This is a genomic window from Promicromonospora sp. NPDC110617 (assembly GCF_055598465.1).
The window spans coordinates 1,299,447-1,324,781 of the sequence record NZ_JBVKBM010000001.1 but is presented as its reverse complement, the minus strand read 5'-3'; the positions used below and the strand labels follow the sequence as shown (position 1 = coordinate 1,324,781).

At 72.9% G+C, this 25,335-nt stretch carries 24 protein-coding genes; 13 read left to right on the top strand and 11 right to left on the bottom strand.

The window, feature by feature from the left end; all coding sequences use genetic code 11:
• Nucleotides 1-31 precede the first annotated feature (31 nt).
• From ACZ7LE_RS05725 to ACZ7LE_RS05705, 5 genes are all read left to right on the top strand, one after another.
• The gene (locus ACZ7LE_RS05725; RefSeq protein ID WP_470402353.1) at nucleotides 32-1,303 is read left to right on the top strand and encodes an ATP-binding protein; all 1,272 of its coding nucleotides are present in this window, start codon (nucleotides 32-34) and stop codon (nucleotides 1,301-1,303) included.
• A 151-nt stretch (nucleotides 1,304-1,454) separates the two neighbouring features.
• Nucleotides 1,455-2,444, top strand: a complete 990-nt coding sequence (locus ACZ7LE_RS05720) for a carbohydrate ABC transporter permease (RefSeq protein WP_470402352.1) — start codon at nucleotides 1,455-1,457, stop codon at nucleotides 2,442-2,444.
• Nucleotides 2,441-3,322, top strand: coding sequence for a carbohydrate ABC transporter permease (locus ACZ7LE_RS05715; protein ID WP_470402351.1), 882 nt, complete (start codon nucleotides 2,441-2,443; stop codon nucleotides 3,320-3,322). The genes ACZ7LE_RS05720 and ACZ7LE_RS05715 overlap by 4 nt, the downstream gene beginning before the upstream one ends.
• Nucleotides 3,323-3,399: 77 nt before the next feature.
• Nucleotides 3,400-4,779, top strand: a complete 1,380-nt coding sequence (locus tag ACZ7LE_RS05710; protein ID WP_470402350.1) for an ABC transporter substrate-binding protein — start codon at nucleotides 3,400-3,402, stop codon at nucleotides 4,777-4,779.
• A 76-nt stretch (nucleotides 4,780-4,855) separates the two neighbouring features.
• On the top strand, nucleotides 4,856-6,280 hold the full coding sequence (locus ACZ7LE_RS05705; protein WP_470402349.1) for a glycosyltransferase family 4 protein: 1,425 nt from the start codon (nucleotides 4,856-4,858) through the stop codon (nucleotides 6,278-6,280).
• Here ACZ7LE_RS05705 and ACZ7LE_RS05700 read toward each other — a convergent pair.
• On the bottom strand, nucleotides 6,246-6,665 hold the full coding sequence (locus ACZ7LE_RS05700) for a molybdenum cofactor biosynthesis protein MoaE (protein ID WP_470403278.1): 420 nt from the start codon (nucleotides 6,663-6,665) through the stop codon (nucleotides 6,246-6,248). The genes ACZ7LE_RS05705 and ACZ7LE_RS05700 overlap by 35 nt on opposite strands.
• A 31-nt stretch (nucleotides 6,666-6,696) precedes the next feature.
• Nucleotides 6,697-7,974 (bottom strand): molybdopterin molybdotransferase MoeA, encoded by a 1,278-nt coding sequence (locus tag ACZ7LE_RS05695; RefSeq protein ID WP_470402348.1) that lies wholly within the window; start codon nucleotides 7,972-7,974, stop codon nucleotides 6,697-6,699.
• 77 nt (nucleotides 7,975-8,051) lie between these two features.
• On the opposite strand from ACZ7LE_RS05695, the gene ACZ7LE_RS05690 reads away from it, so the two are divergent.
• Nucleotides 8,052-8,690: a hypothetical protein gene (locus ACZ7LE_RS05690; RefSeq protein WP_470402347.1), complete on the top strand. Its 639-nt coding sequence runs from the start codon at nucleotides 8,052-8,054 to the stop codon at nucleotides 8,688-8,690.
• A 12-nt stretch (nucleotides 8,691-8,702) separates the two neighbouring features.
• Here the strand turns inward: ACZ7LE_RS05690 and ACZ7LE_RS05685 are convergent, their stop codons facing one another.
• The gene (locus tag ACZ7LE_RS05685) at nucleotides 8,703-9,191 is read right to left on the bottom strand and encodes a dsRBD fold-containing protein (protein WP_470402346.1); all 489 of its coding nucleotides are present in this window, start codon (nucleotides 9,189-9,191) and stop codon (nucleotides 8,703-8,705) included.
• A gap of 171 nt (nucleotides 9,192-9,362) precedes the next feature.
• Here ACZ7LE_RS05685 and ACZ7LE_RS05680 point away from each other — a divergent pair, with 171 nt between their 5' ends.
• Nucleotides 9,363-10,535 carry an XdhC family protein gene (locus ACZ7LE_RS05680; RefSeq protein WP_470402345.1) on the top strand — a complete coding sequence of 391 codons (1,173 nt, stop codon included), beginning with the start codon at nucleotides 9,363-9,365 and terminating at the stop codon, nucleotides 10,533-10,535.
• A gap of 21 nt (nucleotides 10,536-10,556) precedes the next feature.
• On the opposite strand, the gene ACZ7LE_RS05675 is transcribed toward ACZ7LE_RS05680, so the two are convergent.
• Nucleotides 10,557-10,910, bottom strand: a complete 354-nt coding sequence (locus tag ACZ7LE_RS05675; protein WP_470402344.1) for a VOC family protein — start codon at nucleotides 10,908-10,910, stop codon at nucleotides 10,557-10,559.
• Nucleotides 10,911-10,983: 73 nt separating this feature from the next.
• On the opposite strand from ACZ7LE_RS05675, the gene ACZ7LE_RS05670 reads away from it, so the two are divergent.
• The gene (locus ACZ7LE_RS05670; protein WP_470402343.1) at nucleotides 10,984-11,982 is read left to right on the top strand and encodes a S66 family peptidase; all 999 of its coding nucleotides are present in this window, start codon (nucleotides 10,984-10,986) and stop codon (nucleotides 11,980-11,982) included.
• Nucleotides 11,983-12,086: 104 nt separating this feature from the next.
• Nucleotides 12,087-12,506: an Hsp20/alpha crystallin family protein gene (locus ACZ7LE_RS05665; RefSeq protein WP_470402342.1), complete on the top strand. Its 420-nt coding sequence runs from the start codon at nucleotides 12,087-12,089 to the stop codon at nucleotides 12,504-12,506.
• A gap of 103 nt (nucleotides 12,507-12,609) precedes the next feature.
• On the opposite strand, the gene ACZ7LE_RS05660 is transcribed toward ACZ7LE_RS05665, so the two are convergent.
• From ACZ7LE_RS05660 to ACZ7LE_RS05640, 5 genes are read right to left on the bottom strand one after another with little or no spacing between them, the layout of a single operon-like run.
• Nucleotides 12,610-13,605: an ROK family protein gene (locus ACZ7LE_RS05660; protein ID WP_470402341.1), complete on the bottom strand. Its 996-nt coding sequence runs from the start codon at nucleotides 13,603-13,605 to the stop codon at nucleotides 12,610-12,612.
• On the bottom strand, nucleotides 13,602-15,410 hold the full coding sequence (locus tag ACZ7LE_RS05655) for a dipeptide ABC transporter ATP-binding protein (RefSeq protein ID WP_470402340.1): 1,809 nt from the start codon (nucleotides 15,408-15,410) through the stop codon (nucleotides 13,602-13,604). The genes ACZ7LE_RS05660 and ACZ7LE_RS05655 overlap by 4 nt, the downstream gene beginning before the upstream one ends.
• A complete protein-coding gene (locus ACZ7LE_RS05650; protein ID WP_470402339.1) occupies nucleotides 15,407-16,243 on the bottom strand; it encodes an ABC transporter permease in 837 nt (278 codons plus the stop codon). Before ACZ7LE_RS05650 ends, ACZ7LE_RS05655 begins: the two co-directional genes overlap by 4 nt.
• Nucleotides 16,240-17,277 (bottom strand): ABC transporter permease, encoded by a 1,038-nt coding sequence (locus ACZ7LE_RS05645; RefSeq protein WP_470402338.1) that lies wholly within the window; start codon nucleotides 17,275-17,277, stop codon nucleotides 16,240-16,242. The genes ACZ7LE_RS05650 and ACZ7LE_RS05645 overlap by 4 nt, the downstream gene beginning before the upstream one ends.
• A gap of 1 nt (nucleotide 17,278) precedes the next feature.
• On the bottom strand, nucleotides 17,279-19,087 hold the full coding sequence (locus tag ACZ7LE_RS05640; protein WP_470402337.1) for a peptide ABC transporter substrate-binding protein: 1,809 nt from the start codon (nucleotides 19,085-19,087) through the stop codon (nucleotides 17,279-17,281).
• A 253-nt stretch (nucleotides 19,088-19,340) separates the two neighbouring features.
• Between ACZ7LE_RS05640 and ACZ7LE_RS05635 the strand changes: the two genes are divergently transcribed.
• Entirely contained in the window at nucleotides 19,341-20,564 is a 1,224-nt protein-coding gene (locus ACZ7LE_RS05635; RefSeq protein ID WP_470402336.1) for an ROK family transcriptional regulator, read from the top strand.
• Complete coding sequence (locus ACZ7LE_RS05630) at nucleotides 20,561-22,063, top strand: M81 family metallopeptidase (RefSeq protein ID WP_470402335.1); 1,503 nt, start codon at nucleotides 20,561-20,563, stop codon at nucleotides 22,061-22,063. The genes ACZ7LE_RS05635 and ACZ7LE_RS05630 overlap by 4 nt, the downstream gene beginning before the upstream one ends.
• Nucleotides 22,064-22,157: 94 nt before the next feature.
• Here the strand turns inward: ACZ7LE_RS05630 and ACZ7LE_RS05625 are convergent, their stop codons facing one another.
• Both ACZ7LE_RS05625 and ddaH read right to left on the bottom strand, forming a co-directional pair.
• Nucleotides 22,158-23,186, bottom strand: a complete 1,029-nt coding sequence (locus ACZ7LE_RS05625; protein ID WP_470402334.1) for an ornithine cyclodeaminase — start codon at nucleotides 23,184-23,186, stop codon at nucleotides 22,158-22,160.
• Complete coding sequence (gene ddaH, locus ACZ7LE_RS05620; RefSeq protein WP_470402333.1) at nucleotides 23,183-24,070, bottom strand: dimethylargininase; 888 nt, start codon at nucleotides 24,068-24,070, stop codon at nucleotides 23,183-23,185. Before ddaH ends, ACZ7LE_RS05625 begins: the two co-directional genes overlap by 4 nt.
• A gap of 102 nt (nucleotides 24,071-24,172) precedes the next feature.
• Between ddaH and ACZ7LE_RS05615 the strand changes: the two genes are divergently transcribed.
• On the top strand, nucleotides 24,173-24,610 hold the full coding sequence (locus ACZ7LE_RS05615; RefSeq protein ID WP_285102503.1) for an Lrp/AsnC family transcriptional regulator: 438 nt from the start codon (nucleotides 24,173-24,175) through the stop codon (nucleotides 24,608-24,610).
• A 75-nt stretch (nucleotides 24,611-24,685) separates the two neighbouring features.
• Nucleotides 24,686-25,330 (top strand): DedA family protein, encoded by a 645-nt coding sequence (locus ACZ7LE_RS05610; RefSeq protein WP_470402332.1) that lies wholly within the window; start codon nucleotides 24,686-24,688, stop codon nucleotides 25,328-25,330.
• Nucleotides 25,331-25,335: the final 5 nt, after the last annotated feature.

Genomic DNA, 25,335 nt, shown 5'->3' with positions numbered 1-25,335 from the left:
TGGAGCACGGTCCAACTGCTAGGTTGGGCCTATGGCATACCAGCGCCGGATCGTTGATGACGTCCTCGACGACCTCTTCCCTCACCTGGCGGCGATTGCCCTGGAGGGCGCCAAGGGTGTGGGAAAGACGGCCACTGCCAGCCAGCGAGCGGCAACGGTACTGACGCTCAACGAGCCTCGCCAGCGTGAGGTGCTCGCAGGCAACCCCGATTATGTCGTCCAGGCGCCACCGCCCGTGCTGATCGATGAGTGGCAGCTGGAGCCTTCGGTCTGGGACCGCGTTCGCCGAGCCGTTGACGACAACAACAAGGGTGGACAGTTCCTTCTGGCTGGGTCAGCGAGCGTGCCGCCCGGGGTGCGTATTCACTCGGGGGCCGGGCGAATCGTCAGCTTCCCGATGCGCCCCCTCGCCTTCGCGGAACGAGGCCTCAACGAGCCAACGGTCTCGCTTGGCGCGCTGCTCCGGGGCGAACATCCTGCGATCGGCGGCCGCACCACTATTGACCTGCAGACATATGCCGATGAAATCCTTCGATCAGGATTCCCCGGCATTCGGGACCTACCCGAGCGCGCCCGGCGGGTCCAGTTGGACAGCTATGTGGCACGAATCGCAGAACGAGAGCTTCCCGAGAACGGAATCACCGTACGCCGACCGAATGCGCTCAGAGCCTGGCTTGCTGCCTATGGTGCCGCGACAGCTACCGATGCCTCTTACACCACGATCCTCGACGCAGCGACGCCCGGCGACGACGACAAGCCGAGCCGAGTAACTTCAGACTCCTACCGCGAGCATCTCCAGCGCATCTTCGTCCTCGACCCGATCCCTGCCTGGATACCTACCTTCAACACTCTCAAGCGGCTCACACAGGCTCCCAAGCACCACCTCGTCGACCCAGCGCTCGCCGCTCGCCTCGTCGGAGTGGGAAAGCCTGGTCTGCTCCGCGGCGAGGGGACCCGCGTCTCGGCACAGACCGGGACCTGGCTCGGGGCGCTCTTCGAGTCGCTCACTGCGCAAAGCGTGCGTGTCTACGCAGGAGCTCTCGACGCCGAGGTCGGCCACCTCCGCACCAAGAACACCGACCACGAGGTGGACCTGATCGTCGAAGGCGAGGACAGGAAGGTCGTCGCCGTGGAGGTCAAGCTCGCTGCGACGGTCACCGACAAAGACGTGCGCCATCTCAACTGGCTTCACGACCAGATCGGCGACCGAATGGCCGATCGAGTTGTCGTCACGACGGGCGAGTTTGCCTACCGGCGGCCTGACGGCGTCGCGGTTGTCCCACTCGCACTGCTCGGCCCCTGAGCCGCATCGGCGGCTGACATGACCGGCACGTGACGTCCCGTCGTCCGAGGTGACGCCCCGGGGACGCCCGCGTGTACGTTGCCGGAAGCCTCGGCCACCCGGCCACCAAAAAGCCGCATAACGCCCAGACGGGTTCCTAGGCTCCCGGCACGTGACCACCATCGCGACGCCACGGGCGCCCGAGGACCCCGGCGCCCCGCCGGCCGGTTCCACGGCCCCGGAGCGCACAGCACCGCAGCGCCCGCGCCGCAGCCGCCTCGCGGCCGGACGCCGGCGCACCGCCCTGCTCTGGGCGCTGCTGCTGGCCGGCCCCAACATCGCCCTCCTGCTCGTCTTCGTGTACCGGCCGCTGGTCGAGAGCCTGTACCTCTCGACGCTCCAGTGGAACCTCGGTTCGCCCACCGCGCGGTTCGTGGGGCTCGGCAACTACGTCGAGTGGTTCACCGCGCCCACCACCGGGCGCGTCGTCACCACCACCCTCGTCTTCACGGTCGCGACCGTCGGCGGCGCCATGGTCCTGGGCCTCGGCCTGGCCCTGCTGCTCAACCGCAGGCTGCGCGGCCGGGGCGTCGCCCGCACCGTCGCGTTCGCGCCCTACGTGCTGGGCGGCTTCGCCGTCGGCATCCTCTGGCTCTTCATGTTCGACCCGCGCTACGGCCTGATCCAGGAGGTGCTCGGCTGGGTGGGCATCGCGTCCCCCGACTGGTACACGAGCCGCCCGTGGCCACTGGTCATGGTCATCATCGTCTACCTGTGGAAGAACCTCGGGTACGTCGCCCTCATCTACCTGGCCGGCCTGCAGGCCGTGCCGCAGGACCTCAAGGACGCCGCCGCCATCGACGGTGCGTCCGCGGCCCGCACGCTGCGCTCGGTCGTGCTGCCGCTGCTCACGCCCACCACGTTCTTCCTGCTCGTGACGATGCTGCTCAGCTCCCTGCAGTCCTTCGACACCATCAAGGCCATGACGCAGGGCGGCCCCCTCGGGTCCACCACCACGCTCATGTACTCGATCTACGTGGAGAGCTTCGTCAACGGCCGGGCCGGGTACGCGTCCGCCGTCGCCACCGTCCTGTTCCTCGTGCTGCTCGCCGTCACCGCCGTGCAGCTGCGGTTCGTCCAGCAGAAGGTGCACTACGCATGACCGCCGCCACGCTCCCCCAGCCCGGCACTCCGGCGCCGCCCGCCATCCCGGCCCGACGACGGCGCTCACCGCAGGTCGGCGGCTACCTCACGATGATCCTCGCGACGGTCGTGCTCGGCGCGCCGCTGCTGTGGATGGCGCTCGCCAGCCTCAAGGCGCCCGACGAGCTCTACCAGCTCCCGCTGCAGTGGCTCCCGGCCCAGCCGGACCTCGACAACTACGCGCAGGCCGCGGGCGCCATCCCGCTCGGCCGGCTGCTGGTCAACAGCATCGGCCTGACGATCGTCGGCGCCGGCCTCAAGGTCGCGCTCGGCCTGTGCTGCGCGTACGCGCTCGTCTTCCTGGACTTCCCGTTCCGCAAGGTCGTGTTCGGGCTGGTCATCGCCACGCTGATGATCCCGCCGCAGATCACGATCATCCCCAACTACACCCTGGTGGCGAGCCTCGGCTGGCTCAACACCTACCAGGGCATCCTCGTGCCGGGCCTGGCCAGCGCGTTCGGCACCTTCCTGTTCCGCCAGCACTTCCTCACGCTGCCGCGGTCCGTCCTGGAGGCGGCCGAGCTCGACGGCGCGGGGCACTGGCGCAAGCTGTGGCGGTTCGTGGTGCCGATGAGCACGCCTACGCTCGCCGCCGTCGCCCTGGTCTCCGTCGTGACGGAGTGGAACGACTACCTGTGGCCGTTCCTCGTCGTCGACGACCCCTCGAAGATGACGCTGCCCGTGGGGCTCACCCTGCTGCAGAACACCGACGGCATGACGAACTGGGGCGTGCTGCTCGCCGCCACGGTCGTCGTGACCCTCCCCATCCTGCTGGTCTTCCTCGTCCTGCAGCGCCGGCTCGTCGCCGGCCTCACCGCGGGCGCCGTCACCGGCTGAGCCGCCCCTCTCCTTCCCCTCCCCCAGCGCCCGGAACCGGGTGCGCCGTCCCGGAACGAAACCCAAGGAGCACCCCCGTGTCCCACAGTCCTGCCCGCAGGGCCGCCCGGCGCCCCCGCGCCGCCGTCGTCACCGCGCTCGCCGCGCTCACCGCCCTGACCGCTGCCGGCTGCGCCGGCCCGAGCGTCGGCGCGACCGGCGGCTCCGAGGCGAGTGCCGAGGCCGTCGACTGGTCGCAGGTCGAGCCCGCGAAGGAGATCACCTGGTGGAGCAACCACCCGGGCGCCTCCCAGGAGGTCGAGCAGCAGTTCATCGACGACTTCAAGGCCGAGACCGGGATCAGCGTCAAGCTGGTCACCGCCGGAGCCGACTACGACGAGGTGGCGCAGCGCTTCCAGGCCGCCTCGCAGACGGACGAGCTGCCGGACCTGGTCATCGCCTCGGACGTGTGGTGGTTCCGCTACCACCTGAACGACCAGATCATGCCGGTCGACGACGTCATGGAGTTCCTGGACGCCGATGCCGCCGACTTCCAGCCCGCGCTGTACTCCGACTACGAGTACGAGGACCAGCACTGGGCCGTCCCGTACGCGCGCTCGACGCCGCTCTTCTACTACAACAAGGACCTGTGGGAGGCCGCCGGCCTGCCCGACCGCGGCCCGGAGACCTGGGCCGAGCTCGAGGAGTGGGACGCCTCCCTGAAGAAGGAGGTGCCCGAGAAGGGCTCGACGTTCGGCCTGTCGACCGGCCCGTCGTGGGGCGCCTGGTGGTTCGAGAACATGATCTGGGGCCAGGGCGGGGCGTACTCCGACGGCTTCGAGCTCACCCTCGACACCCCCGAGGCGATCGCGGGCGGCCAGTTCGTGCACGACCTCTTCCACGAGTCCGGCGTGGCCACCCTGTCCGCCGACGACGCGATGGCCGACTTCTCCTCCGGCCTCATCGCCTCCACCATCGGCTCCACGGGCTCGCTCAAGGGCGCGCTCGACGCCGCGAAGTTCGAGGTGGGCACGGCCTACCTGCCCGACGGCCCGCAGGGCGGCGGCACCCCGACCGGTGGCACCGGCCTGGCCATCCCGTCGTCCAAGACGCCCGAGGAGCAGCTCGCGGCCGCGATGTTCCTGGAGTTCCTCACGAACACCGAGAACACCGCCACCTTCTCGCAGAGCACCGGCTACATGCCCGTGCGCACCTCCGCGGTGGAGAGCGACACCATGACGGCCACCTACGAGGAGACGCCGCAGTTCCGCACCGCGGTGGACCAGCTCGCCGACAAGGCCCGCAAGCAGGACGACGTCCGCGTCTTCGTGCCCGGTGCCGACGCCCTGCTCAACGACGCCCTGGAGCAGATCATCATCGAGGGCGCCGACCCGGCCACGGCGTTCGCGTCGGTGACGCCGCGCATCGAGACGGCGTACACCGAGAACGTCGAGCCCTACCTCGACGCGCAGGACTGACGTGACCGCGCCGACCACCGGGCCGCCCGGCCTCCCGGTGGTCGGCGCGTCCCCCGGAACGTGGTTGAATCGCGCCGTGCTGACAGCGACCGAGCGGCCGCAGCGGATCATGATCGTCACCGACGCCTGGGAACCGCAGGTGAACGGCGTGGCCACGGCGCTCTCGCGCACCGTGGCCGAGCTGCGCCGGATGGGCTGCGCGGTCGAGGTGGTCACGCCGTGGGACGGCTACCGGACGATCCCCCTGATCACCTACTCCGAGATCCGGGTGCCGATCATGGCGCGCGACGACGTGGAGCGGCGCTTCCTGGAGTTCGCGCCCGACGCCGTGCACATCGCCACCGAGGGTCCGCTGGGGTGGTACGCGCGCGCCGTCTGCGACCACTTCGGCTTCCCGTTCACCTCCAGCTACCACACCCAGTTCCCCGAGTACGTGTCCGCGCGCTGGTCGTGGATCCCGCTGTGGGCGGGCTACCGCTACGTCCGCAAGTTCCACGACAAGTCCGGCGCGGTGCTGGTGGCGACGCCGACCATGCGCGAACAGCTCACCCAGTGGCGCATCCGGAACGTGACGCCGTGGAGCCTCGGCGTGGACACGGAGCAGTTCCACCCCCGCCGTCGGGCCGCCGCCACCGGGACCGGGACCACGGGGACCGGTGTCTACCGCGACCTGCCCGGGCCCGTCTTCCTGTACGTGGGGCGGCTGGCGGTGGAGAAGAACGTGGAGGCGTTCCTCGACCTGGACCTGCCCGGCTCCAAGGTGGTGGTCGGCGACGGACCGGCCCGCGCCGACCTGGAGGCCGCCCACCCCGGCGCCCACTTCCGTGGGCGCCGCTCGGGCGACGACCTGGCCCAGCACTTCGCCGACGCCGACGTGCTCGTCTTCCCGAGCCGCACCGACACGTTCGGCCTGGTCATCCTGGAGGCCATGGCCTCGGGCACACCCGTGGCCGGCTTCGACGCGCCGGGCCCCCGCGACCTCATCCCGGGCTCCGGCGCGGGCGCCGTCGACGACGACCTGCGGGCGGCCTGCCTCGCCGCGCTGGCGTGCTCCCGCGCGGAGACGCGCCGGCACGCGGAGCTGTTCTCCTGGCGGGCCTGCGCCGAGGCGTTCTACGACCAGCTCGACGTGCCGCCCCCACCGGTACGCGAACGCATCTGGGTGCGCGGGATGCACCGGCTGCCGAGCCTCGGCCTGACGGGGCTGAGCATGCCGAGCCTGAGCGTGCCCACCCTGACGTTGCCGAGTCTTCCGACCCTGCCAAGTCTTCCGACGCTGCCGAGCCTGTCCAGCCTGAACCTGCCGAGCCTCCACCTGCCCGGCCTGTCGAAGTCCGGCCTGTCGCGGCCCAGCCTGTCGCGGCCCAGCCTCACGCTGCCCAGCCGCGTCAGCCGGCTCCCCGAGCTGCTGCCCGCCAGCATCCCGCGCACGGTCGGCCGGGCGGTCACCCGGGTGCGGCGGATCGTTACAGACCGACCCACTCGGACTCGCCGTCCGTGAACTGCTGCTTCTTCCAGATCGGCACCTCGGCCTTGATGCGCTCGACCAGCAGGGAGCACGCCTCGAAGGCCTCCGTGCGGTGCCCGGCCGAGGCCGACGCCACGAGTGCGACGTCCCCCACCACGAGGTGCCCGTAGCGGTGCGTCGCGGCGACGCGCAGGCCGGTCTCGGCGGCCACCGCCTGGCACACTTTTTGCAGGACGGCGGTCGCGTCGGGGTGCGCCTCGTAGTCGAGGCTGACCACGTCGCGGCCCCCGTCGTCGTCCCGCACCACGCCCCGGAACGTGACCACGGCGCCGCACTCCGGCGCGGCCACCGCGGCCTCGACCGCCCGCCCGACGGCGTCGTCGAGCACTTCCTGCGTCACCCGCACGACCTCGTTCATCCTCACCGGTCCCTCTCGCTCGGGTGCGACGTCACAGCGGCCACACGACCACCTCGGCACCCGGTTCGAGCGTAGTCGCGGCCGCGGGCACGTCGATCAGCACGTCCGCGGCGGCCATCGACGCCACGAGGTGCGAGCCGGGGCCGCCGACGACGGCGACGTGCGGCGTGCTGCCCGCCGAGGCGCCCGGCCCGGCCGTGCGCACCCAGCGCCCCCGCAGAAGCTGCCGCCTGCCCGCCGGCGAGGCCACCGCGCCGTCGAGCACCGCCCGTACCCGGTCCACCGGCGGCAGGCCCGCGGCCGCGCGCAGGATCTCCCGGAGGAAGACGACGAACGAGACCTGCGCGCTGACGGGGTTGCCGGGGAAGGCGAGCAGCGGTGTGCGGCCGACCCGGCCGAGGCCCTGCGGGCCGCCGGGCTGCATGGCCACGGAGCGGAAGGTGACCTCCGGCAGGGCGTCCTTGACCACCTCGTAGGCGCCCTGGCTCACGCCGCCCGTGGTGAGCACCAGGTCGTGGTCCGCGGCCGCGCGCTCCAGGCCGGCTCGTACCGCGGCCGGGTCGTCGGGCAGGGCCAGGCGCAGGCCCACGTGCCCGCCGGCCGCCCGGACCGCGGCCGCGAGCGCCGGGCCGTTGGCGTCGAAGATCTGTCCGGGGCCGGGCTCGCGGTCTGGCCCGACGAGCTCGCTGCCCGTGGAGACGACCGCCACGGAGACCGGGGCGACGAGCGCGAGGCGGGCGACGCCGCACGCGGCGGCGGCCGCCACGTGATGGGGTGCGAGCACCGTGCCGACGGGGAGCACGACGGTGCCGGCGGCGACGTCGGACCCGGGCTCCCGGACGAACTCGCCGACCGCCCGGCCGCGCGCCACCGCCACCCGGGCCATAGTGGCCGCAGACGCCGCCGCCGGGGCCGCCGTTACCCGGTTGAAGGTGCCGTGGTCGGTGTCCTCGACGGGGACCACGGCGTCCGCGCCGGCGGGGACGGGGGCCCCGGTCATGATCCGGACGGCTGTGCCCGGCGCCAGGGGGGCCGGGTCGCCCGGGGCGGCGGCGACGTCGCCCACCACGGGCAGCGTGACCGGCGCGTCGGGGGCGGCCGCGGCGACGTCCGCGGCGCGGACCGCGAAGCCGTCCATCTGCGAGTTGCGGAACCGCGGCAGCGGTTCGGATGCCACGACGTCGCGCGCCAGCACACGGCCGAGCACGTCGCCGTCGAGGGGGACCTCCTGGACGGGCCGCTCGACGAACGTCGCGAGCAGCTCCGCGACGTCGGCCCGGTGCTGTTCCACGTCCACGCGCTCGCTCATGTCCGCAACCTACCCGGCGAGCGGCGCCGGTCGCCGGTTACCCTGGCGCGGAACCCCGCCGCACCGGAGGATCGGCCATGTACATCCAGGCGCTGAGCAACAACGGGACCACCCCGGACGGCGCCCTGGTGCGCCGGGAGTCCGAGACCGCGGACGGCCTGCTGGTGCTCGAGTCGGTGCTGGCGATGCGACCGATGCCCCACGTCGTGCTGCGGGCCCGGCACCGCGTGGAGTACGAGGGTGACGTGCGGCGCTGGGTGCGCTGGTCGCACCAGCGCGAGCCGGGCGGTGTGGACGTCGCGTTCGAGCGCGCCGACCTGCCTCCGGGCGTCGGGAACGGCGTGCCCTCGTTCGCCCGGTACCTGCTGGTGCTGGAGCTCGCGACCGTCGGCTCCTGGGTCGAGTACACCCAACTCGACGACACCGATCCCGCCCGCACGCAGCACGCGCTGCTGGTGCGCACCGACACCCAGCCGCTCGTGCTGCCCGACGGCGTCTCGGTCTCCGCGATGCGCATCGACCAGCTCCTGGACGGCAGCCCCGCGAACGCCTTCTGGTGCGACGAGCACGGGGTGCTGCAGGCCGACTACATCGAGACGTTCGCCGACGGCACCCGGATCACCGGCATCTCGTGGCGCACCACCTGGGCGGGCGTGGAGCCGTGGCTCGACCCGGAGATCCGTGCGGCGCTCGACGCGTCGGGGATCCTGGCGTAACGCCGATCCGGGTCACCGGTGCAGGTGCGCCTTGTGCCCGACCGCCGCGGAGACGTCGGCCTCGGCCACGGCGAGCAGCCGGTCCGCGAGCCGGCGCAGCGCCCGGCCGGCGGCGATCTCGTCGCCGATCAGCGGCACCTCGTCGTCCTCCGGTGACTTCCTGGCGTGCCCGACGCCGCGCAGGGCGTCGGGCGGCCCGTTCATCACGGTCGCCTCCGCCGTCGTGCTGCCCGCGGCCTCGACCACGGTGATCCGCACGTCCCAGGTGAGCGCGCGCCCGCGCCGGGCCTCCGCCCAGGCGCCCGAGCCGGCCTCGACCTGCGCGTCCACGTACGTGTCCCCGCCCGGGTAGACGAGCGTCTCCTCGCCCGTGTCGGACCAGCGCACCCGGTACGGCGGCGATCCGTCGCCATGGGGGCACTCGGTCACCACGCCGTCCCGCACCACGCCGCCGACCACTCCGGAAGCGGTGACGATCCGGTCGCCCACTGCTGCTTTCATGGGGTCCTCCTCGCGTCGTTGCGATCTCCCCATCATCGCCCCGAACCGCACGACGTGACAGACGTACCGGTTACCTGGGCGACCTCGGCGCGTGACACGGAAGTGAGAACCTGGCAGGAGAAGGGGTTCGCGCGGAGGTTCGCGAGTCCGCGCGCGGAGGAGGGAGCCGGGGTGCGGGATCTGCTGCCGCAGCTGCTGGACTGGTGGCGCGCCGACGAGCGCGCGGCCGTGGCCACGGTGGTGCGCACGTTCCGGTCCGCGCCGCGCGAGCCGGGGGCCGCGATGGCAGTCGGCCCGGGCGGCGAGGTGATCGGCTCGGTGTCCGGCGGGTGCGTCGAGGGTGCCGTGTACGACCTCGGCCTGGAGGTCGCCGAGACCGGCCGGCCCGTGGCGGCCCGCTACGGCGTCACCGACGAAGACGCCTTCGACGTGGGCCTGACCTGCGGCGGGACCATCGAGGTCTTCGTCGCGCCCCTGTCTCGGGCGGCCTGGCCGGGCTTCGGTTCCTTCGCCCGGCGGGTGCCGGGTTCCTCGTCGCCCGACGGCGGTCTCGCGCCGTCGGGCGTCTGCCTGGCGACGGTCGTCGGGGCGGACGCCGGCGGCGCCGGTGACGGCGGCGCGCTCGGGCGGCACCTGGTCGTTCCCGGGGCGGGCGCGGGCGGCGGCCTGGACGGGACCCTCGGGGACGCGGGCCTGGACACGGCGGTGACCGCGGACGCCGTCGGGCAGGTCGCCGCAGGCACCTCCGCCCTGCGGGAGTACGGGCCGCAGGGCGAGCGCACCGGCACGGGCACGCGGGTGTTCCTGCAGGTGTTCACGCCGCCGCCGCGGCTGCTGGTGTTCGGCGCGATCGACTTCGCGGCGGCGCTGGCGCGAGCCGGCCGGCTGCTGGGCTACCGGGTCACGGTGTGCGACGCCCGCCCGGTGTTCGCCACGCCGGCACGCTTCCCGGAGGCCGACGAGGTGGTGACGGAGTGGCCGCACCGGTACCTGACCGCCGAGATCGCGGCGGGCCGCGTCTCCGCGCGCGACGCCGTCTGCGTGCTGACCCACGACGCCAAGTTCGACGTACCCCTGCTGCACACGGCGCTCACCGACCTGCCGGCCGGCACCTACGTGGGCGCCATGGGCTCCCGCCGGGCGCACGCCGAGCGGACCGCCCGCCTGGTCGAGGACGGCGTACCGCCCGCCGCTCTGGCCCGGTTGCACAGCCCGATCGGGCTGGACCTGGGTGCACGCACGCCCGACGAGACCGCCGTGTCGATCGTCGCCGAGCTGATCGCGGCCCGGTCCGGTGCCACGGCCCGTCCCCTGAGCGAGACGGACGGCCCGATCCACCGGTGAGGCCATGAAACCGGCATGGCCTCAGTCCGGGTGGTGCACCACGTTGATCACGTTGCCGTCCGGCGCCCGGACGAGGAACCGGCGCACGCCCCACGACTCCGTGGTCAGCGGGTGCACGATCTCGTACCCGCGCTGCCGCGCCTCGGCGTACGCGCCCTCGACGTCCGGCGTGTGGATCGAGACGGCCGCGTCCTCCGCCGCTGTCTCGTCACGCGTCACGAGCTGGACCACCGCACCGGTGTCCGGCGAGGTGTAGCGGGCCACCCAGCCCAGGTTGAACTCCTCGGTGCTCAGCCCGAGGTAGCCGGCGTAGAAGTCCTTCGCCGCGTCGAGGTCGGCCACCTGCAGGTTGGCCATGATCCGGGTTGCGCGCATCGTTCCTCCTGGTCGGGAACTGGTCGGGAAAATCCGGGGGCCGACAGCGACGGCGTCGTCCTAGGCTGCGGTCATGTCAGCGCACGCAACCATCGTCCCGCCCCGGCTCCGCTCCGGCGACACCGTCCGCGTCGTCGCCCCCGCCCGGTCGCGGTCCCTGATCATGGAGCACGACAACACCCGCTGGATCGACGAGCGGTTCGCCGCGATGGGACTCACGCTCACGTTCGGCGAGCACGTGGACGAGGACGACCAGTTCCGCAGCGCCTCGATCGAGCACCGCGTGGCCGACCTGCACGCCGCGTTCGCCGACCCGGCCGTCGCCGGCATCCTCACGGTCATCGGCGGGTTCAACAGCAACGAGCTGCTGCCCCACCTCGACTTCGACCTGATCGCCGCGCACCCCAAGGTGTTCTGCGGGTACTCCGACATCACCGCGCTGCAGAACGCGATCCTCGCCCGCACGGGCCTGGTCACCTACTCCGGCCCGCACTGGTCGAGCTGGGGCATGCGCGACCACTTCGAGCCCACGGGCGACTGGTTCCGCGCCGCGGTGACCGGCGACGCCCCGATCGTCGTCGAGCCGTCGGGGGCCTGGACCGACGACCTGTGGTTCCTCGACCAGGACAGCCGCACCCCCGTGGCGAACGAGGGCTGGTGGCGGCTGCGGCCGGGGCAGGCGTCGGGCCGGATCGTGGGCGGCAACCTCTGCACGCTCAACCTGCTCCAGGGCACCGCGAACATGCCGTCGCTCGACGGCGCACTGCTCTTCCTGGAGGACGACTTCGAGTCGAACACGGTCGCCTTCGCCCGCAACCTCACCTCCCTGCTCCAGCTGCCCGACGCCGGCGGCGTGGCCGGGCTGGTGATCGGCCGGTTCCAGGCCGCCACGGGCATGACGCGTGCGGCGCTCGACGAGATCGTCGCGCGCCAGCCCGCGCTGGCTGGCAAGCCGGTGCTGGCGGGGGTCGACTTCGGGCACACCAGCCCGCTGCTCACGATCCCGGTCGGCGGCTCGGCGGAGGTCACCGTCGGCGCGGACGAGGCGGCGCTGACGATCACCCGGCACTGATCCCGGTGCGGGAGGGGGGCGGCGTCCGCCGTCGGCGAACCCGGAAATTGAGTCGGGTCGACTCAGGTTGTACCCGTCATCAGACCCGTCCGGAGGAGGACATCATGACCACCGTTCTTACCCGTTCCCCGTTCGCCAGCACCTGGCTCCGCGAGCCGTGGAGCCAGCAGCTCGGCGTCTCCGAGGGCGTCGTGCCCGCGGCCGACGTCTACCGTGAGGGCGAGGACCTCGTCGCCCGCCTCGACCTGCCGGGCGTGAACCCGGCCGACGACATCACCGTCGAGGTCGAGGGCCGCAAGCTCGTCGTCCGCGGCGAGCGCAAGGACCAGCGCTCGGAGGAGTCCGAGGGCCGCCGCATCTCGGAGGTCCGCTTCGGCTCCTTCCGTCGTGTCGTCACCCTGCCGAAGGCCGTGGACGGCGACGCCGTGACCGCGTCCTACGACGCGGGCGTGCTGACGGTCACCGTGCCGGGCGTCTTCGCCGGCACCACGCCGCAGCGCATCGAGGTCACCACGGCCGCCTGATCCCCTCAGGCAGCCAGTCCGATGGCGCCCGACCGCACACCGCGGCCGGGCGCCGTCCGTGTTCATGGGGCAGGCAAGGAACCGAACTCATCTGCGCCGCCCGCTAGGAGCGGGCCAGGGCCGCTGCTCCCACGACCGTCGCGTCGCCGCCCAGGACCGCCCGGCGCACCTCGATACCGTGACCCGAGACGGGCGGCTCGTCGTCCAGGCGGGCCCGGATCGCGGGTTCCAGCAGGTCCCAGGCGCGAGCCAGCCCGCCGCCCACCACCACGTGCCCGACGTCGAGCAGCGCCGCGAGCACCAGCACCGCCGAGCCGACGGCGCGGCCGGCGTCGGCGAGCACCCGGAGCGCCGCCTCGTCGCCGGCCCGCGCGCGGGCCTCGATCTCCGCGGCCCCGACGAGGTCCGGGCCGACGCCGTCCGCGCCACGGCGCGCCGCACCGCCACCCACCGCACCACCACCCGCCGCGTCGACGCCGCCGGGGCTCGTCCCGCCGGGGCCTGCGCCACCCAGGAGCTCCGCGTACCGCCGCTCCACCGAGCGCCCGGACGCGAGCGTCTCCAGGTGCCCGCGCTGCCCACAGGTGCACCGTGCGTCACCGAACCCGGGCATGTGCCCGATCTCCCCGGCCGCGCCCGCGCCGCGGTACAGCGCGCCGTCCAGCCACAGCGCTCCCCCGACGCCGGTCCCGAGCGCGATCCCCGCGGCCGAGCGGACGCCGCGGACGGCGCCCCAGGTCGCCTCGCCCACGAGGAACGAGTCCACGTCGTTGGCGACCGTCACCGGCAGCCCGGTCCGGGCGGCGAGCCCGGAGCGCAGGTTCGTACCCACCCAGTCGACGAAGGAGTCGCTGGCCGCGAGCACCTCGCCCGTCACCGGGTCGACGACGCCGGCCGCGCCGACCCCGACCCCGACCGCGCTCCGCCCCGCCGTCGCGGACGCCCGCGCGACCAGCTCTGCCGCGACGTCAAGCATGGCCTGGCCGCCCGACGGCGTGGGCGCGGTCGCCGAGGCGAGCACCGCGCCGTCGGGCGTCACCAGGGCGGCGCGGATCTTGGTGCCGCCGATGTCGACGCCCGCCGTGGGCGCGTCCGTCACCGGTCCTCGCCCGCGCTCACGGCCGAGCCCGCGGCCGCACCCGGCACGGCCTCGGCCAGCCGCAGCCGCGCCGCGCGCCGTTCGCGCTGCGCCACCGGGTCCGGCGTCGGCACCGAGGCCAGCAGCTCGGCCGTGTACAGCTCACGGGGCGCGCTGAACACCTCCGCCGTCGGGCCGCTCTCCACGAGACGGCCCGAGCGCAGCACGGCCACGCGGTCGGTCAGCTCGTGCACCACGCCCAGGTCGTGGCTGATGAACAGGCAGCCGAACCCCAGCTCGGCGTGCAGGTCGCGCAGCACCTGCAGCACCTCGGCCTGGACGGACACGTCCAGCGCGCTCGTCGGCTCGTCGGCCACGAGCAGGCGGGGGCGCAGCGCGAGCGCGCGGGCCAGCCCGATGCGCTGCCGCTGCCCGCCGGAGAACTCGTGCGGGTAGCGCCGCTCGGCGCCCGCCGGCAGCCGGACGGCGTCCAGCAGCTCGCGCACCCGCGCCCGCTTCTCGGCCGGGGACAGGCGCCGCCCGTCCCGGCCGTGGATCGCCAGCGGCTCGGCGATCGACTCACCCACCAGCCGGCGCGGGTCGAGCGACCCGCCCGGGTCCTGGAACACCACGCCGACGTCGGCCAGCAGACGCCGGCGCGCCCGGCCGCGCGCCCGCGCCACCGACGTGCCGAGCAGGAGCACCTCGCCCTCGGACGGCGCGAGCAGACCCAGGCAGGCCCGGCCCGCCGTCGACTTGCCCGAGCCGGACTCGCCCACCAGGCCCAGCATCTCGCCCGCACGCACGGTCAGGTCGAGACGCTCGACAGCCCGCACGTGGCGGCCCTGCACCCGGTAGTCGAGGCTGACGCCGCGCAGGTCGAGCACGACCTCGCGGTCGCCGCCGGACGACCGATCGCCGGTCGAGCCGACAACGCCGGTCGAGCCGACCCCGCCGGTCGAGCCTGCCGAGACCTCCGACACCTCCGCACGAGGTCTCGACAAGCTCGGCCCGCGATCGCTCGCCGGCGGCGGCGCCGGCACCGCGTCCAGCAGCGCCCGCGTGTACGCGTGCGCGGGCGCCAGCAGCACCTGTTCCACCGGCCCGTGCTCCACGATCCGGCCGCCGCTCATCACGGCCACCTCGTCGGCGAGGTCGGCCACCACGCCCATGTTGTGCGTGACCAGCAGCAGCGCCGTGTCGTGCTGCGCCACCAGCTCACGCAGCAGGTCGAGGATCCCGGCCTGCACCGTCACGTCGAGCGCCGTGGTCGGCTCGTCCGCGACGATCAGCCGCGGCTCGCACGCCAGGGCGATCGCGATGACCACGCGCTGCCGCTGCCCGCCGGACAGCTCGTGCGGGTACTGCCCTGCCCGCCGCTCCGGTTCGGGGATGCCCACCGACCGCAGCAGGTCCACGGCCCGCTCGCGGGCGACGGCGCGCGGCACCCGCTCGTGGTTCAGCACCGCCTCGGCGACCTGGTCGCCCAGGGTCATGGTCGGGTTGAGCGCCGTCATCGGCTCCTGGAACACCATGGACGCCACGCGGCCGCGCAGGTCCACGAGCTGCTCCTCGGGGGTGGTGACGACGTCGCGCAGACCGTCGCCGTCGGCCAGCTCGACCGAGCCCGACACCCGCGCCGTCCCGGGCAGGAGCCCCAGCACGGACAACGAGGTGACGCTCTTGCCGGAGCCGGACTCGCCCACCAGCGCCACCACCCGGCCGCGGCGGACCTCCAGGTCGATGCCGCGCACTGCCTCCACCGCCCCGGAGTCGGTGGTGAAGGTGACGTTCAGGTCCGCGATGCGCAGGACGACGTCGCTCATGCGGTCCTCCCCTTCACGTCGACGACGTCCCGCAGCCCGTCGCCCACGAAGTTCAGGGCGCAGACCACGATCACGATCGCGAGGCCCGGCGGCAGGATGAGCCACCACGCGCCCTGGTAGATGTAGTTGATGCCGTCGTTGAGCATGGCGCCCCAGTCGGTCGTGGGCGGCTGGACGCCCATCCCGAGGAAGCTGATGTAGGCGACCAGCAGGATGGCGTCGGCCACCTGGAAGGTCGCGTTGACGACCACGGTGCCCACGGTGTTGGGGATGACGTGCGTCAGCACCGTGCGGCGGTGCGTGGCACCCATCGCGCGGGCCGCCACCACGTAGTCGCGCGTGCGGACCGACAGGGCCTCGGCCCGGATCAGCCGGGCCGGGACCAGCCAGGACACCAGCCCCAGCACCACGATCATCATGCCGACCGTCGGCCGCACGATCGTGGAGAGCACGAGCAGCAGGAAGATCGCCGGGATGGCGATGCCGGCGTCGACCACGCGCATCATGACGGCGTCCACGACGCCGCCCACGTACCCGGCCACGGCGCCCCAAAGGGTGCCGACCACCGTCGCGAGCGCCCCGGCCAGCACCCCGACCAGGAGCGACACCCGGCCGGCCACCATCAGCCGGCCCAGGTTGTCATAACCGAGCGCGTCGGTGCCGAGCGGGTGCCCGTCGACGCCGGGCGGCAGGTTGGCGGCGCCCAGGTCGGTCGCCACCTGCTCCGTGGGGTACACCAGCGGGCCGACGAGCACGAACAGCACCAGCACGGCGAGCGCGACGGCGCCCACGACGGCCAGCCGGTTCCTCGTGAAACGACGCAGCCCCGTCATCGCAGGCCGCCTCGGGTGCGCGGGTCCAGGAGGGCCTGGAGCAGGTCGGCCAGCAACGAGCCGACGACGGTGGCCACCGAGATGACGAGCACGCAGCCCAGCAGCACCGGGAAGTCGCTGCTCTGCGCGGCGCTCCAGAACAGCAGACCCATGCCGGGGTAGTTGAAGAGCTGCTCCACCACGAGCGCGCCGCCGAACATGACGGGCAGGTAGTAGCCGAGCATCGCGACGACGGGCGTCAGCGAGTTGCGCAGCACGTGCCGCAGCACGACGCCGCGGTAGGCGGTGCCCTTGGCGCGGGCGGTGCGCACGTAGTCCTCGCCGAGGTTGTCGAGGGTCGAGGAGCGCATGTAGCGGCTGAACGTCGCCACGATCGGTACCGCACCCGTGAGCACGGGCAGCACGAGCCCGGCCGGCTGGGCCAGCACCTCGGCGATCCCGGTGCCCTGGGGCGCCGCCGCGGGGAACAGCCCGGCGTTCTGGCTGAGCAGCAGGATGAGGAGCATCCCGAGGAAGAACGTCGGCGTCGAGTAGGCGACGATCGCCAGCGTGGACAGCCAGTAGTCGACGGCGCGGTTGCGGCGCACGGCCTGGTAGACGCCGGCCGGCACGGCGACCAGCACCGCGACGACGAGCGAGAGCCCGGTCAGCAGCAGCGTCTTGGGCAGCCGCAGCGCGATGGCGTCGGAGACCGACTGGTTGAGCAGGTACGACTCGCCGAGGTCGCCCGTCAGCGAGCGCCCCAGGAACGACAGATACTGCAGCACCACGGGCTGGTCCAGGCCGTTGGCGGCCTCGAAGGCCGCGATCTGCTCGGGGGTGGCCTGCTGGCCGAGGACGCCGCGGGCGGGGCCGCCGGGCAGCGCGTGCAGCAGCGCGAACACGATGACGCTGACCACGAGGATCACGGCGAGCGCCTGGAGCACGCGCCGGATCAGGAAGCGGCCGAAGCCGCCGCGGGCTGCCCTGACGGGCGCGGGCGCGGCGGCTCCGGCTTCGACGGTCCCGCTCTGCGCGGGGACGGCTGTCGTCATGTCAGCCGGCCCAGCTCCAGCGCTGCGGGTGGAAGCTGGCGAGCGGGTCCTGCGTGGTGCCCTCCAGCCCGTCCTTGATCACGGAGACCTGGTAGACGGGGTTGGGCAGCCACATGACCGGCAGGTTCTCGGCGCCGAACTTCGAGTACTCCTGCATGACCGACGGGTCGGTGCTCTCGGTGGAGTCGTGCATGAGGGTGTCGAGCTCCTCGTCCGAGTAGGAGCCGAAGTTCGACGCGGCGCCCGTGCCGAACACCCGCTCGCCGCTCGGGTACCCGCCGAAGTACCAGCTCCCGGCGGTGCCGAAGAACGGCAGCTCCCAGTCGCAGTCCGCCTGGTCGGCGGTGCACGGGGCGATCGAGGACAGCACCGTGTTCAGCGGCGCGCTCTCGATGGTCACACCCACGCCGGCCTGCTCGAAGGTGGACTTGATCTCGGCGAACATGTTGTCGGTCTCGGCCGAGCCGCTCTGCGTCAGGATCGTGATCGCGAGCTGCTGCCCCTTCTCGACGTCCTTGCCGCACTCGTCGTCGCCGTCGCCCGGGCTGGTGCACTCCAGCACGCCGTCGGACCCCGCGGTCCAGCCGTGGTCGGCCAGCAGCGCGGCCGCGGCCTCCGGGTCGAACGGGTACGGGTTGGTCTTCTGCTCCTCGGAGAGGAAGTCGCTCTCGGGGTTCTGCGGCACGGGGCCGTAGCCGGGCAGCGCGGCGCCCTTCCAGATGACGTCGGAGATCTGCTCCTGGTCCACCAGGTGCTGGAGCGCCTGGCGCACGTAGAGCTGGCGGTAGACCGGGCCGAGCTCGGGGTGGTTGAAGTTGTACGGCAGGTAGGTGATGGACCAGCCCGCCCACGGCTCGACGGCGTAGCCGAGCGACTCGTACTGCTCCGGCGCGTCCAGGCCGGTCGTGGGGATGTACCCGTAGTCGACGGCGCCGGAGCGCACCGCGTTCACCTCGGCGTCGGTCGAGGTGTACGGCAGCAGGTTGACGGTGTCGATCGAGGCGGCGTCGTCGCCGTCGTACTTCTCGTTCTTCGTCAGCTCGACCTGGCCACTGTCCGTGAACCCGGTCAGGGAGTACGGGCCGTTGATGGTCTGCCACAGCGGGTTGGACTCGTAGGTGCCCAGGTCCTCGCTCTGGGTGACGAGGTAGTCGAAGATCGCCTTCGCGCCGTCCTTCGTCTCGGCGAGCGCCGGGTCGGGCTCGTCCCCGTCGGCGGCCTTGGCCCAGGCGTGCGCGGGCAGCGGCACCACGAGCGTGAGCTGGGAGGCCTGCAGCCACTCCGGGTTGTAGACCTTGTCGAAGGTGAGCTCGACGGTCTTCTCGTCGGGCGTGGCCACCTCGGTGACGTTGTCGGGCATGCGCCCCTCGGAGTAGCTGGCCCAGACGTCCGTGTTGGCCTGGACGAGGTCGAACCAGAACTTCACGTCCGCCGAGGTGACGGGCTCGCCGTCGCTCCAGGTGCGGTCGTCGAGGGTGATCGTCACGGTGCGGGAGTCGTCGGAGAAGGTGATCTCGTCGGCGAGATCGGCGCTCGCCACGCGCCCCACCTCCCCCTCGGAGCCGTCGTAGGCCACCAGGGGCTCCCAGAGGGTGCGCATGATGGCGGAGTTGTGGGTCGCGAGCTTGCCCGCGATGCCCAGCGGCACGATCCAGTTGGGGGTCGCGTTGGCGGGCAGGGCGTAGTTCACGTCGGTACGGGCGGCGGACGCGTCCGCACCGGAGGACGTCGAGCATCCGGCGAGGAGGGCGACGGCGGCGGCCGCGCCGACGGCCAGCCGTGCGGCCCGTCCGGCATGCGTGGTGCGCATCTGGGTCTCCTTGGTCTGCGGGGCTGACGACGCCGGGGCCTGTGCGGCACGGGCACTTGTTTCGTCAGCCGAATAATGGAGCACCGTAGACGTACTAAGTTTCCCGGATCTATGCGAAAGCCGTAACAAGACTGTTAATTCGGCGCCGCAAAAAGGCCCGTCCGTCCGGAACAGCAGGAACGTGGTGCAGACTCTTGCCCAGCACTTGTTCCACCTATCGAAAAAAGTTCTGCACCACGTCTGGAGGAGGCCCGTGCCCCAGCCCACGCGTCCCCGGGCCGCCGCGCCGCGGCTCGAGCGGGAGATCCTCGTGCTCGTGTCCAGCGGCCGCGCCCGCTCGCGCAAGGAGATCGCCGAGTCGCTCGGCATCGCGCCGTCCACCGTCTCGCAGCGCGTGCAGGCGATGCTCGCCGCGGGCGCCCTGGAGGAGACGGGCGAGGGCGAGTCCAGCGGCGGACGGCGGCCGCGGGCGCTGCGCGTGCCCGGCAGCACCGGCTACCTCGGCGTGGTCGACGTGGGCGGCACGCACGCCCGGCTCGGCATCCTGCGGCACGGCGGCGAGCTGGCCACGACCACGGAGGTCGCCCTCGCGATCGCGGACGGACCCGAGCGGGTCCTGACGCAGGTCACGGCCGCGCTGCGCGAGCTGGCCGGCGCCGCGCCCGACGGCGGCCGCCTGCTCGGCGTCGGCATCTCCCTGCCGGGGCCCGTCGACGTCGCCCAGCGCGCCCTGGACAGCCCGTCGCGCATGCCCGGCTGGTCGGGGTTCGACGTCGGTTCCTGGCTGGAGGACGCGCTCGGCGTGCCCGCCGTGGTCGAGAACGACGCCAACGCGATGGCCGTCGGCGAGCACTTCGGGCACGCCCGCCGCACGCGGCACTCGGTCTCCGTCAAGGCCGGCAGCGCGATCGGGGCCGGGATCCTGGTCGACGACCGGCTCTACCGCGGGGCGGGCGGCGCGGCGGGCGACATCACGCACACCCGCATCCCCGCCGGCGGCGACACCCCGTGCACGTGCGGCAACCGCGGCTGCCTGGAGACGGTGGCCTCGGGCGCCGCGCTCGTGCGGCTGCTGAACGAGCAGGGGTACGACGTCGCCGCGACGGCCGACGTCCTCGCCCTGGTGCGCGACGCCGAACCCGTGGCGACCACGCTGACCCGGACCGCGGGCCGACACCTCGGTGCGGCGCTGTGCACGGTCGTCAACTTCTTCAACCCCGGCGCCGTGTACCTGGGCGGCGCGCTGTCCACGCTGGAGCCGTTCGTCTCGGCGATCCGCAGCCAGATCTACGAGGGCGCCCACCCGCTGATGACCCGCGACCTCGTGATCGCGCCGTCCGGGCTGGGCGCCGACGCGAACCTCGTCGGCGTGGGCCGCCTGCTGGAGGACGCGCTCGTCCCGCACGCCTTCGCCGTCACGCCGTCCCCCGTACCGTCCCCTGTCCCGTCCCCCACTGCGTCGGAAGGACCACGATGACCAATCCCCGCCCGCGGGTCGCGATCGCCGGCATGTCGATCGAGTCCAGCACGTTCTCCCCGCACCGCTCCGGGTGGGAGGCCTTCACCCTGCGCCGCGGCGACGAGCTCGTGCAGCACTACCCGTTCCTCGCCGACGGCGCGCCCCTGCGCGACGCCGCCGCGTGGACCGGCGTGCTGCACGCCCGGTCGCTGCCCGGCGGCGCCGTGCCCGCCGAGGTCTACGAGTCGGTGCGCGACGAGATCGTGGCGACGCTGCGCGACCAGCAGGCGCAGCACGGGCCGTACGACGGCCTGCTGCTCGACATCCACGGCGCCATGACGGTGGTGGGCCGGGACGACGCCGAGTCCGACCTCGCGGCGGCGGTGCGCGCCGTCGTCGGGCCCGGGACGCTGATCAGCACCACGATGGACCTGCACGGCAACGTGCCCCGCGAGCTGGCCCAGGCCAGCGACCTGATCACGTGCTACCGGATGGCCCCGCACGAGGACGCCTGGGAGACCCGCGAGCGGGCGGCCGCGAACCTGCTCGCGCGGCTGACGTCCGGCGGCGCGCCGAAGAAGGCGTGGCTGCAGGTCCCCGTGCTCCTGCCGGGCGAGAAGACCAGCACCCGTATCGAGCCGGCCGCCTCGATCTACGCCGACGTCGCGCGCGTGGCCGACCTGCCCGGCGTGCTCGACGCCGCGCTCTGGGTCGGGTACGCGTGGGCCGACGAGCCGAGCTGCCGGGCCGCCGTCGTCGTCACCGGTGACGACGAGGAGGTGATCGTGCGCGAGGCCGAGCAGCTCGCCCGGCAGTACTGGGACGCGCGCGACGACTTCGCGTTCGTCGCACCCGCCGCCCCGTACGAGCAGTGCGTCGCGACGGCGCTGGCGAGCACGGCCCGGCCGTACTTCCTCTCGGACTCGGGCGACAATCCGACCGCGGGCGGCGCGGGCGACGTCACCTGGACGCTTGCGCGGCTCCTCGCGGAGCCCGCGTTCGCGGCCGCGCCCGAGGAGGGCGGCCGCACCGCGATCTACGCCTCGCTGCCCGACGCCGCGGCCGCGCGCTCGGTGGCCGCGACGTTCGCGTCCCGCGGCGCGGGGGCGGAGGTCGACGTCGAGGCCGGCGCCCGGGTCGACGACGGCCCGCACGGGCCGGTCCGGCTGACCGGCGTGGTGGAGCACGTGAGTGAGGGCGACCCCGACGCCGGCATCGTCGCCGTCGTGCGCCTGGGCGGGCTGCGCGTGATCCTCACGGAGCGGCGCAAGCCGTACCACCTGGAGAGCGACTTCACGACGATCGGGCTGGACCCGCGCGGTACCGACGTCGTGGTGGTGAAGATCGGCTACCTGGAGCCCGAGCTGTACGACATGGCGGCCGACTGGATGCTCATGCTCACCCCGGGCGGCGTCGACCAGGACCTGCTCCGCCTGGGCCACCACCGCCTGACGACCCCGACCCACCCGTTCCACACCTTCGACGCCGAACCGGAGCTCCGCGCCGAGCTCCTCTGATCCGGCTGCTGGCCCTCCGCTGGTCGAGCTTGCCGAGACCTCACCCGGTCTCGACAAGCTCGACCAGCGATCGTGTAGCTCGACCAGCGGTTTCTCAGGCCTCCGCGACCAGGGAGTACAGGTCCTTCGGGTTCTCCGGCTCCGCGATGAGGTCCAGGTGCTGCAGCAGCTCCGGCGCGTTCGCCGTGACGTCCTCCAGCACGAACTTCAGCGCGGTCCAGTCCTCCACGGCGAAGCCGACAGAGTCCCACACGATCAGCTCGTCCTGGCTGGTGCGACCCTGTGCCGCGCCCGTGACGACCTGCCACAGCTCGGTCACCGGGAAGTCGGCAGCCTGGCGCTGGATCTCGCCCTCGATGCGGGTCTGCTCCGGCAGCTCGACGAACACGCCGGCCCGGGCGACGATCGCCGGGTCGAGCTCGGTCTTGCCCGGGCAGTCGCCGCCGATCGCGTTGATGAACACGCCGCCGGTCACGTCGGCGTCGTGCAGCACGGTCGCGTTCTGCTTGTCGGCGGTGCACGTCGTGATGACGTCGGCGCCGCGCACCGCGTCGGCGGCGTCGTCGGCCAGGACCACGTCGAAGCCGAGCGCCTTGGCGTGCTTCGCCAGCTTCTCCATCGCCTCGCGGTCGACGTCGAAGACGCGCAGCGTCTCGATGCCGAGCTCGGCGCGCATGCCGAGCGCCTGGAACTCGGCCTGCGAGCCGCAACCGATCAGGGCGAGCGTCCGCGAGTTCGCCGGCGCCAGGTAGCGGGCGGCCAGGGCCGACGTCGCGGCCGTACGCAGCGCCGTGAGCAGCGTCATCTCGGCGAGGAACGTCGGGTACCCGTTGCCGACGTCGGCCAGCATGCCGATCGCGGTGACCGTCTGGAAGCCGTTCGCGGGGTTGAGCGGGTGGCCGTTGACCAGCTTGAACCCGTAGGTCTCGGCGTCCGACGTGGGCATCAGCTCGATGACGCCCTCCGGGGAGTGCGACGCGATGCGCGGGCGCTTGTCGAGCTCAGGCCAGCGCGCGAAGTCGCGGTCCAGGGCGTCGGTCAGCGCGGCGATGGCTGCCTCGGGGCCGCGGCGGGCGACCCAGCGGGCGGTGGCGGCGACGTCGAGGTACGGGACGGTGGTCATCGGGTCTCCTCGGTGGTGGCGGGGCGCAGCTCGAGCGTGCAGCACTTGACCGAGCCGCCGCCCTTGAAGATCTCGGACAGGTCGATGCCCACGGGCACGAAGCCGCGCTCCTTCAGCGCGTCGGCGTAGTCGCGGGCGCGGTCGCTGAGGAACACGTTCAGCCCGTCGGACACGACGTTCAGGCCCAGGACGGCGGCGTCCTCGGCGCCGACCAGGATCGCGTCGGGGAACAGCGTGCGCAGCGTCTCCTGCGCGGCGGGGCTGAACGCCTCGGGGTGGTAGGCCACGACGGTCTCGCCCGAGACGGCGCCGTCGTCGAGCACGGAGAGCGCCGTGTCGAGGTGGTAGTAGCGCGGGTCCACGAGCTCCAGGGGGACCAGCTCCATGCCCTGCTCCGCGAGCTCCAGCCGCTCGGCCACCTCGGCGTGGCCGGCGGGCGTGGTGCGGAAGCCGGTGCCGGCGAGCAGCAGCCTGCCGATCGTCAGCAGGTCGCCCTCGCCCTCCATGATCTCGGTCGACTCGCCGAGGCGGCGGTAGCCCTCGGCGGCGGGCGTGCCGAACCAGCGGTCGTACGCGGGGCCCTCGGCGGCGCGCTCCGGGTAGGTGAAGCGGGCGGCGAGCGCCCGTCCGCCCACGACGATGCCGCCGTTGGCCGCGTAGACCATGTCGGGCAGGCCCGGCTCGGGCTCGATGACGTCGACCTTGTGACCGCGCGCCTCGTAGGCGTCACGCAGGGCCTCCCACTGGGCGAGGGCCTTGGCGGCGTCGACGGGAGAGGACGGGTCCATCCACGGGTTGATGGCGTAGACGACGTCGAAGTACGTGGGCGGGCACATGAGGTAGTGCCGCGGCGTGGCGGTCCGCTGCGCGGGGGTCTGCGTCATGGCGCGAGATTAAGGCCGCACCGATTCACAACAGCCGGGCATCCGTTGCGTATCCAGGCACGGATTCTTGCGCAATCGCAGCGAGTATTGAACGATTCGTTCATGGATGCCGTGAACCGGGCAATCGTCGGCGAGCTGCTGCGCGACGGGCGTGCCACGTACCAGGAGGTCGGCAGCGTGGTGGGCCTCTCGGCGCCCGCCGTGAAGCGCCGGGTCGACCTCATGCTCGCCCGCGGGGAGATCGCCGGCTTCACCGTGCGCGTGGACCCGCAGGCGATGGGCTGGATCCTGGAGGGCTACGTCGAGATCTTCTGCTCCGGGATTGTGTCACCCAAGGTGCTGGAGCGCGACTTCGCGCCCATCCCCGAGGTGGTGCGCGTCTCCACCGTGACCGGCGACGCCGACGCGATCGTGCACGTCATGGCCACCAGCATGGAGGAGATCGAGCGCACCGTGGAGCGCATCCGGACGGTCACCCACGTGGTCAAGACGCGCACGGCGCTGGTGATGTCCCGGGTGGTGGACCGGCCCGGGGCCTGACCTGACGGAGCACGGCCCGGGACGCCTTAGGCTGTCCTAACCAGCTTGTTCCCCCAGCCCCGGAGGACGCCCTCGATGGTCAGGACCGCGGTCTCGGACGACGTCGCCGGCTGGCTCGACGTGCTCGGGCCTCTCGCCTTCTACCTGGCCGTCTGGGGCCTGGTGTTCGTCGGCACGGCGTTCTTCGTCGGCGTCTTCATCCCGTTCCTCACCGGGGACGGGCTGCTGTTCGGCGCGGGGATCGTCGCCGGGAGCACCGACCGGATCGACATCTGGGTGCTCGCGATCGGCGTCGGCGTCGCCGCGGTGGCGGGCGACCAGGTCGCGTTCCTGCTGGGGCGCAGGTACGGGCGCCCGTACCTGAGCACGCGCAAGGGCCGCTGGGTGCAGGCGACCGTGGTGCGCACCGAGCGGTTCTACGAGCTGTTCGGCTGGTGGTCCGTGGTGATCGGCCGGTACATGCCCTGGGCGCGTGTGTTCGTGCCGGTCATCGCGGGTATCGGCGGCATGTCCTACCTGCGGTTCCTCACCGCGAACATCTTCGGCGCCGTGAGCTGGGGCGTGCTCATCACGGTGCTCGGCTACTACGCCGCGTCGGACCCGTCGGTGCGCCCCATCGCGTACGTGGTGGCGGGCGTGGTCATCGCCGCGTCGGTCGTCGCGGGCGTCCGGGCCTGGCGGCACGACCGCGCGGGCCGCCGCCCGGCCGAGGTCGAGTAGACCCG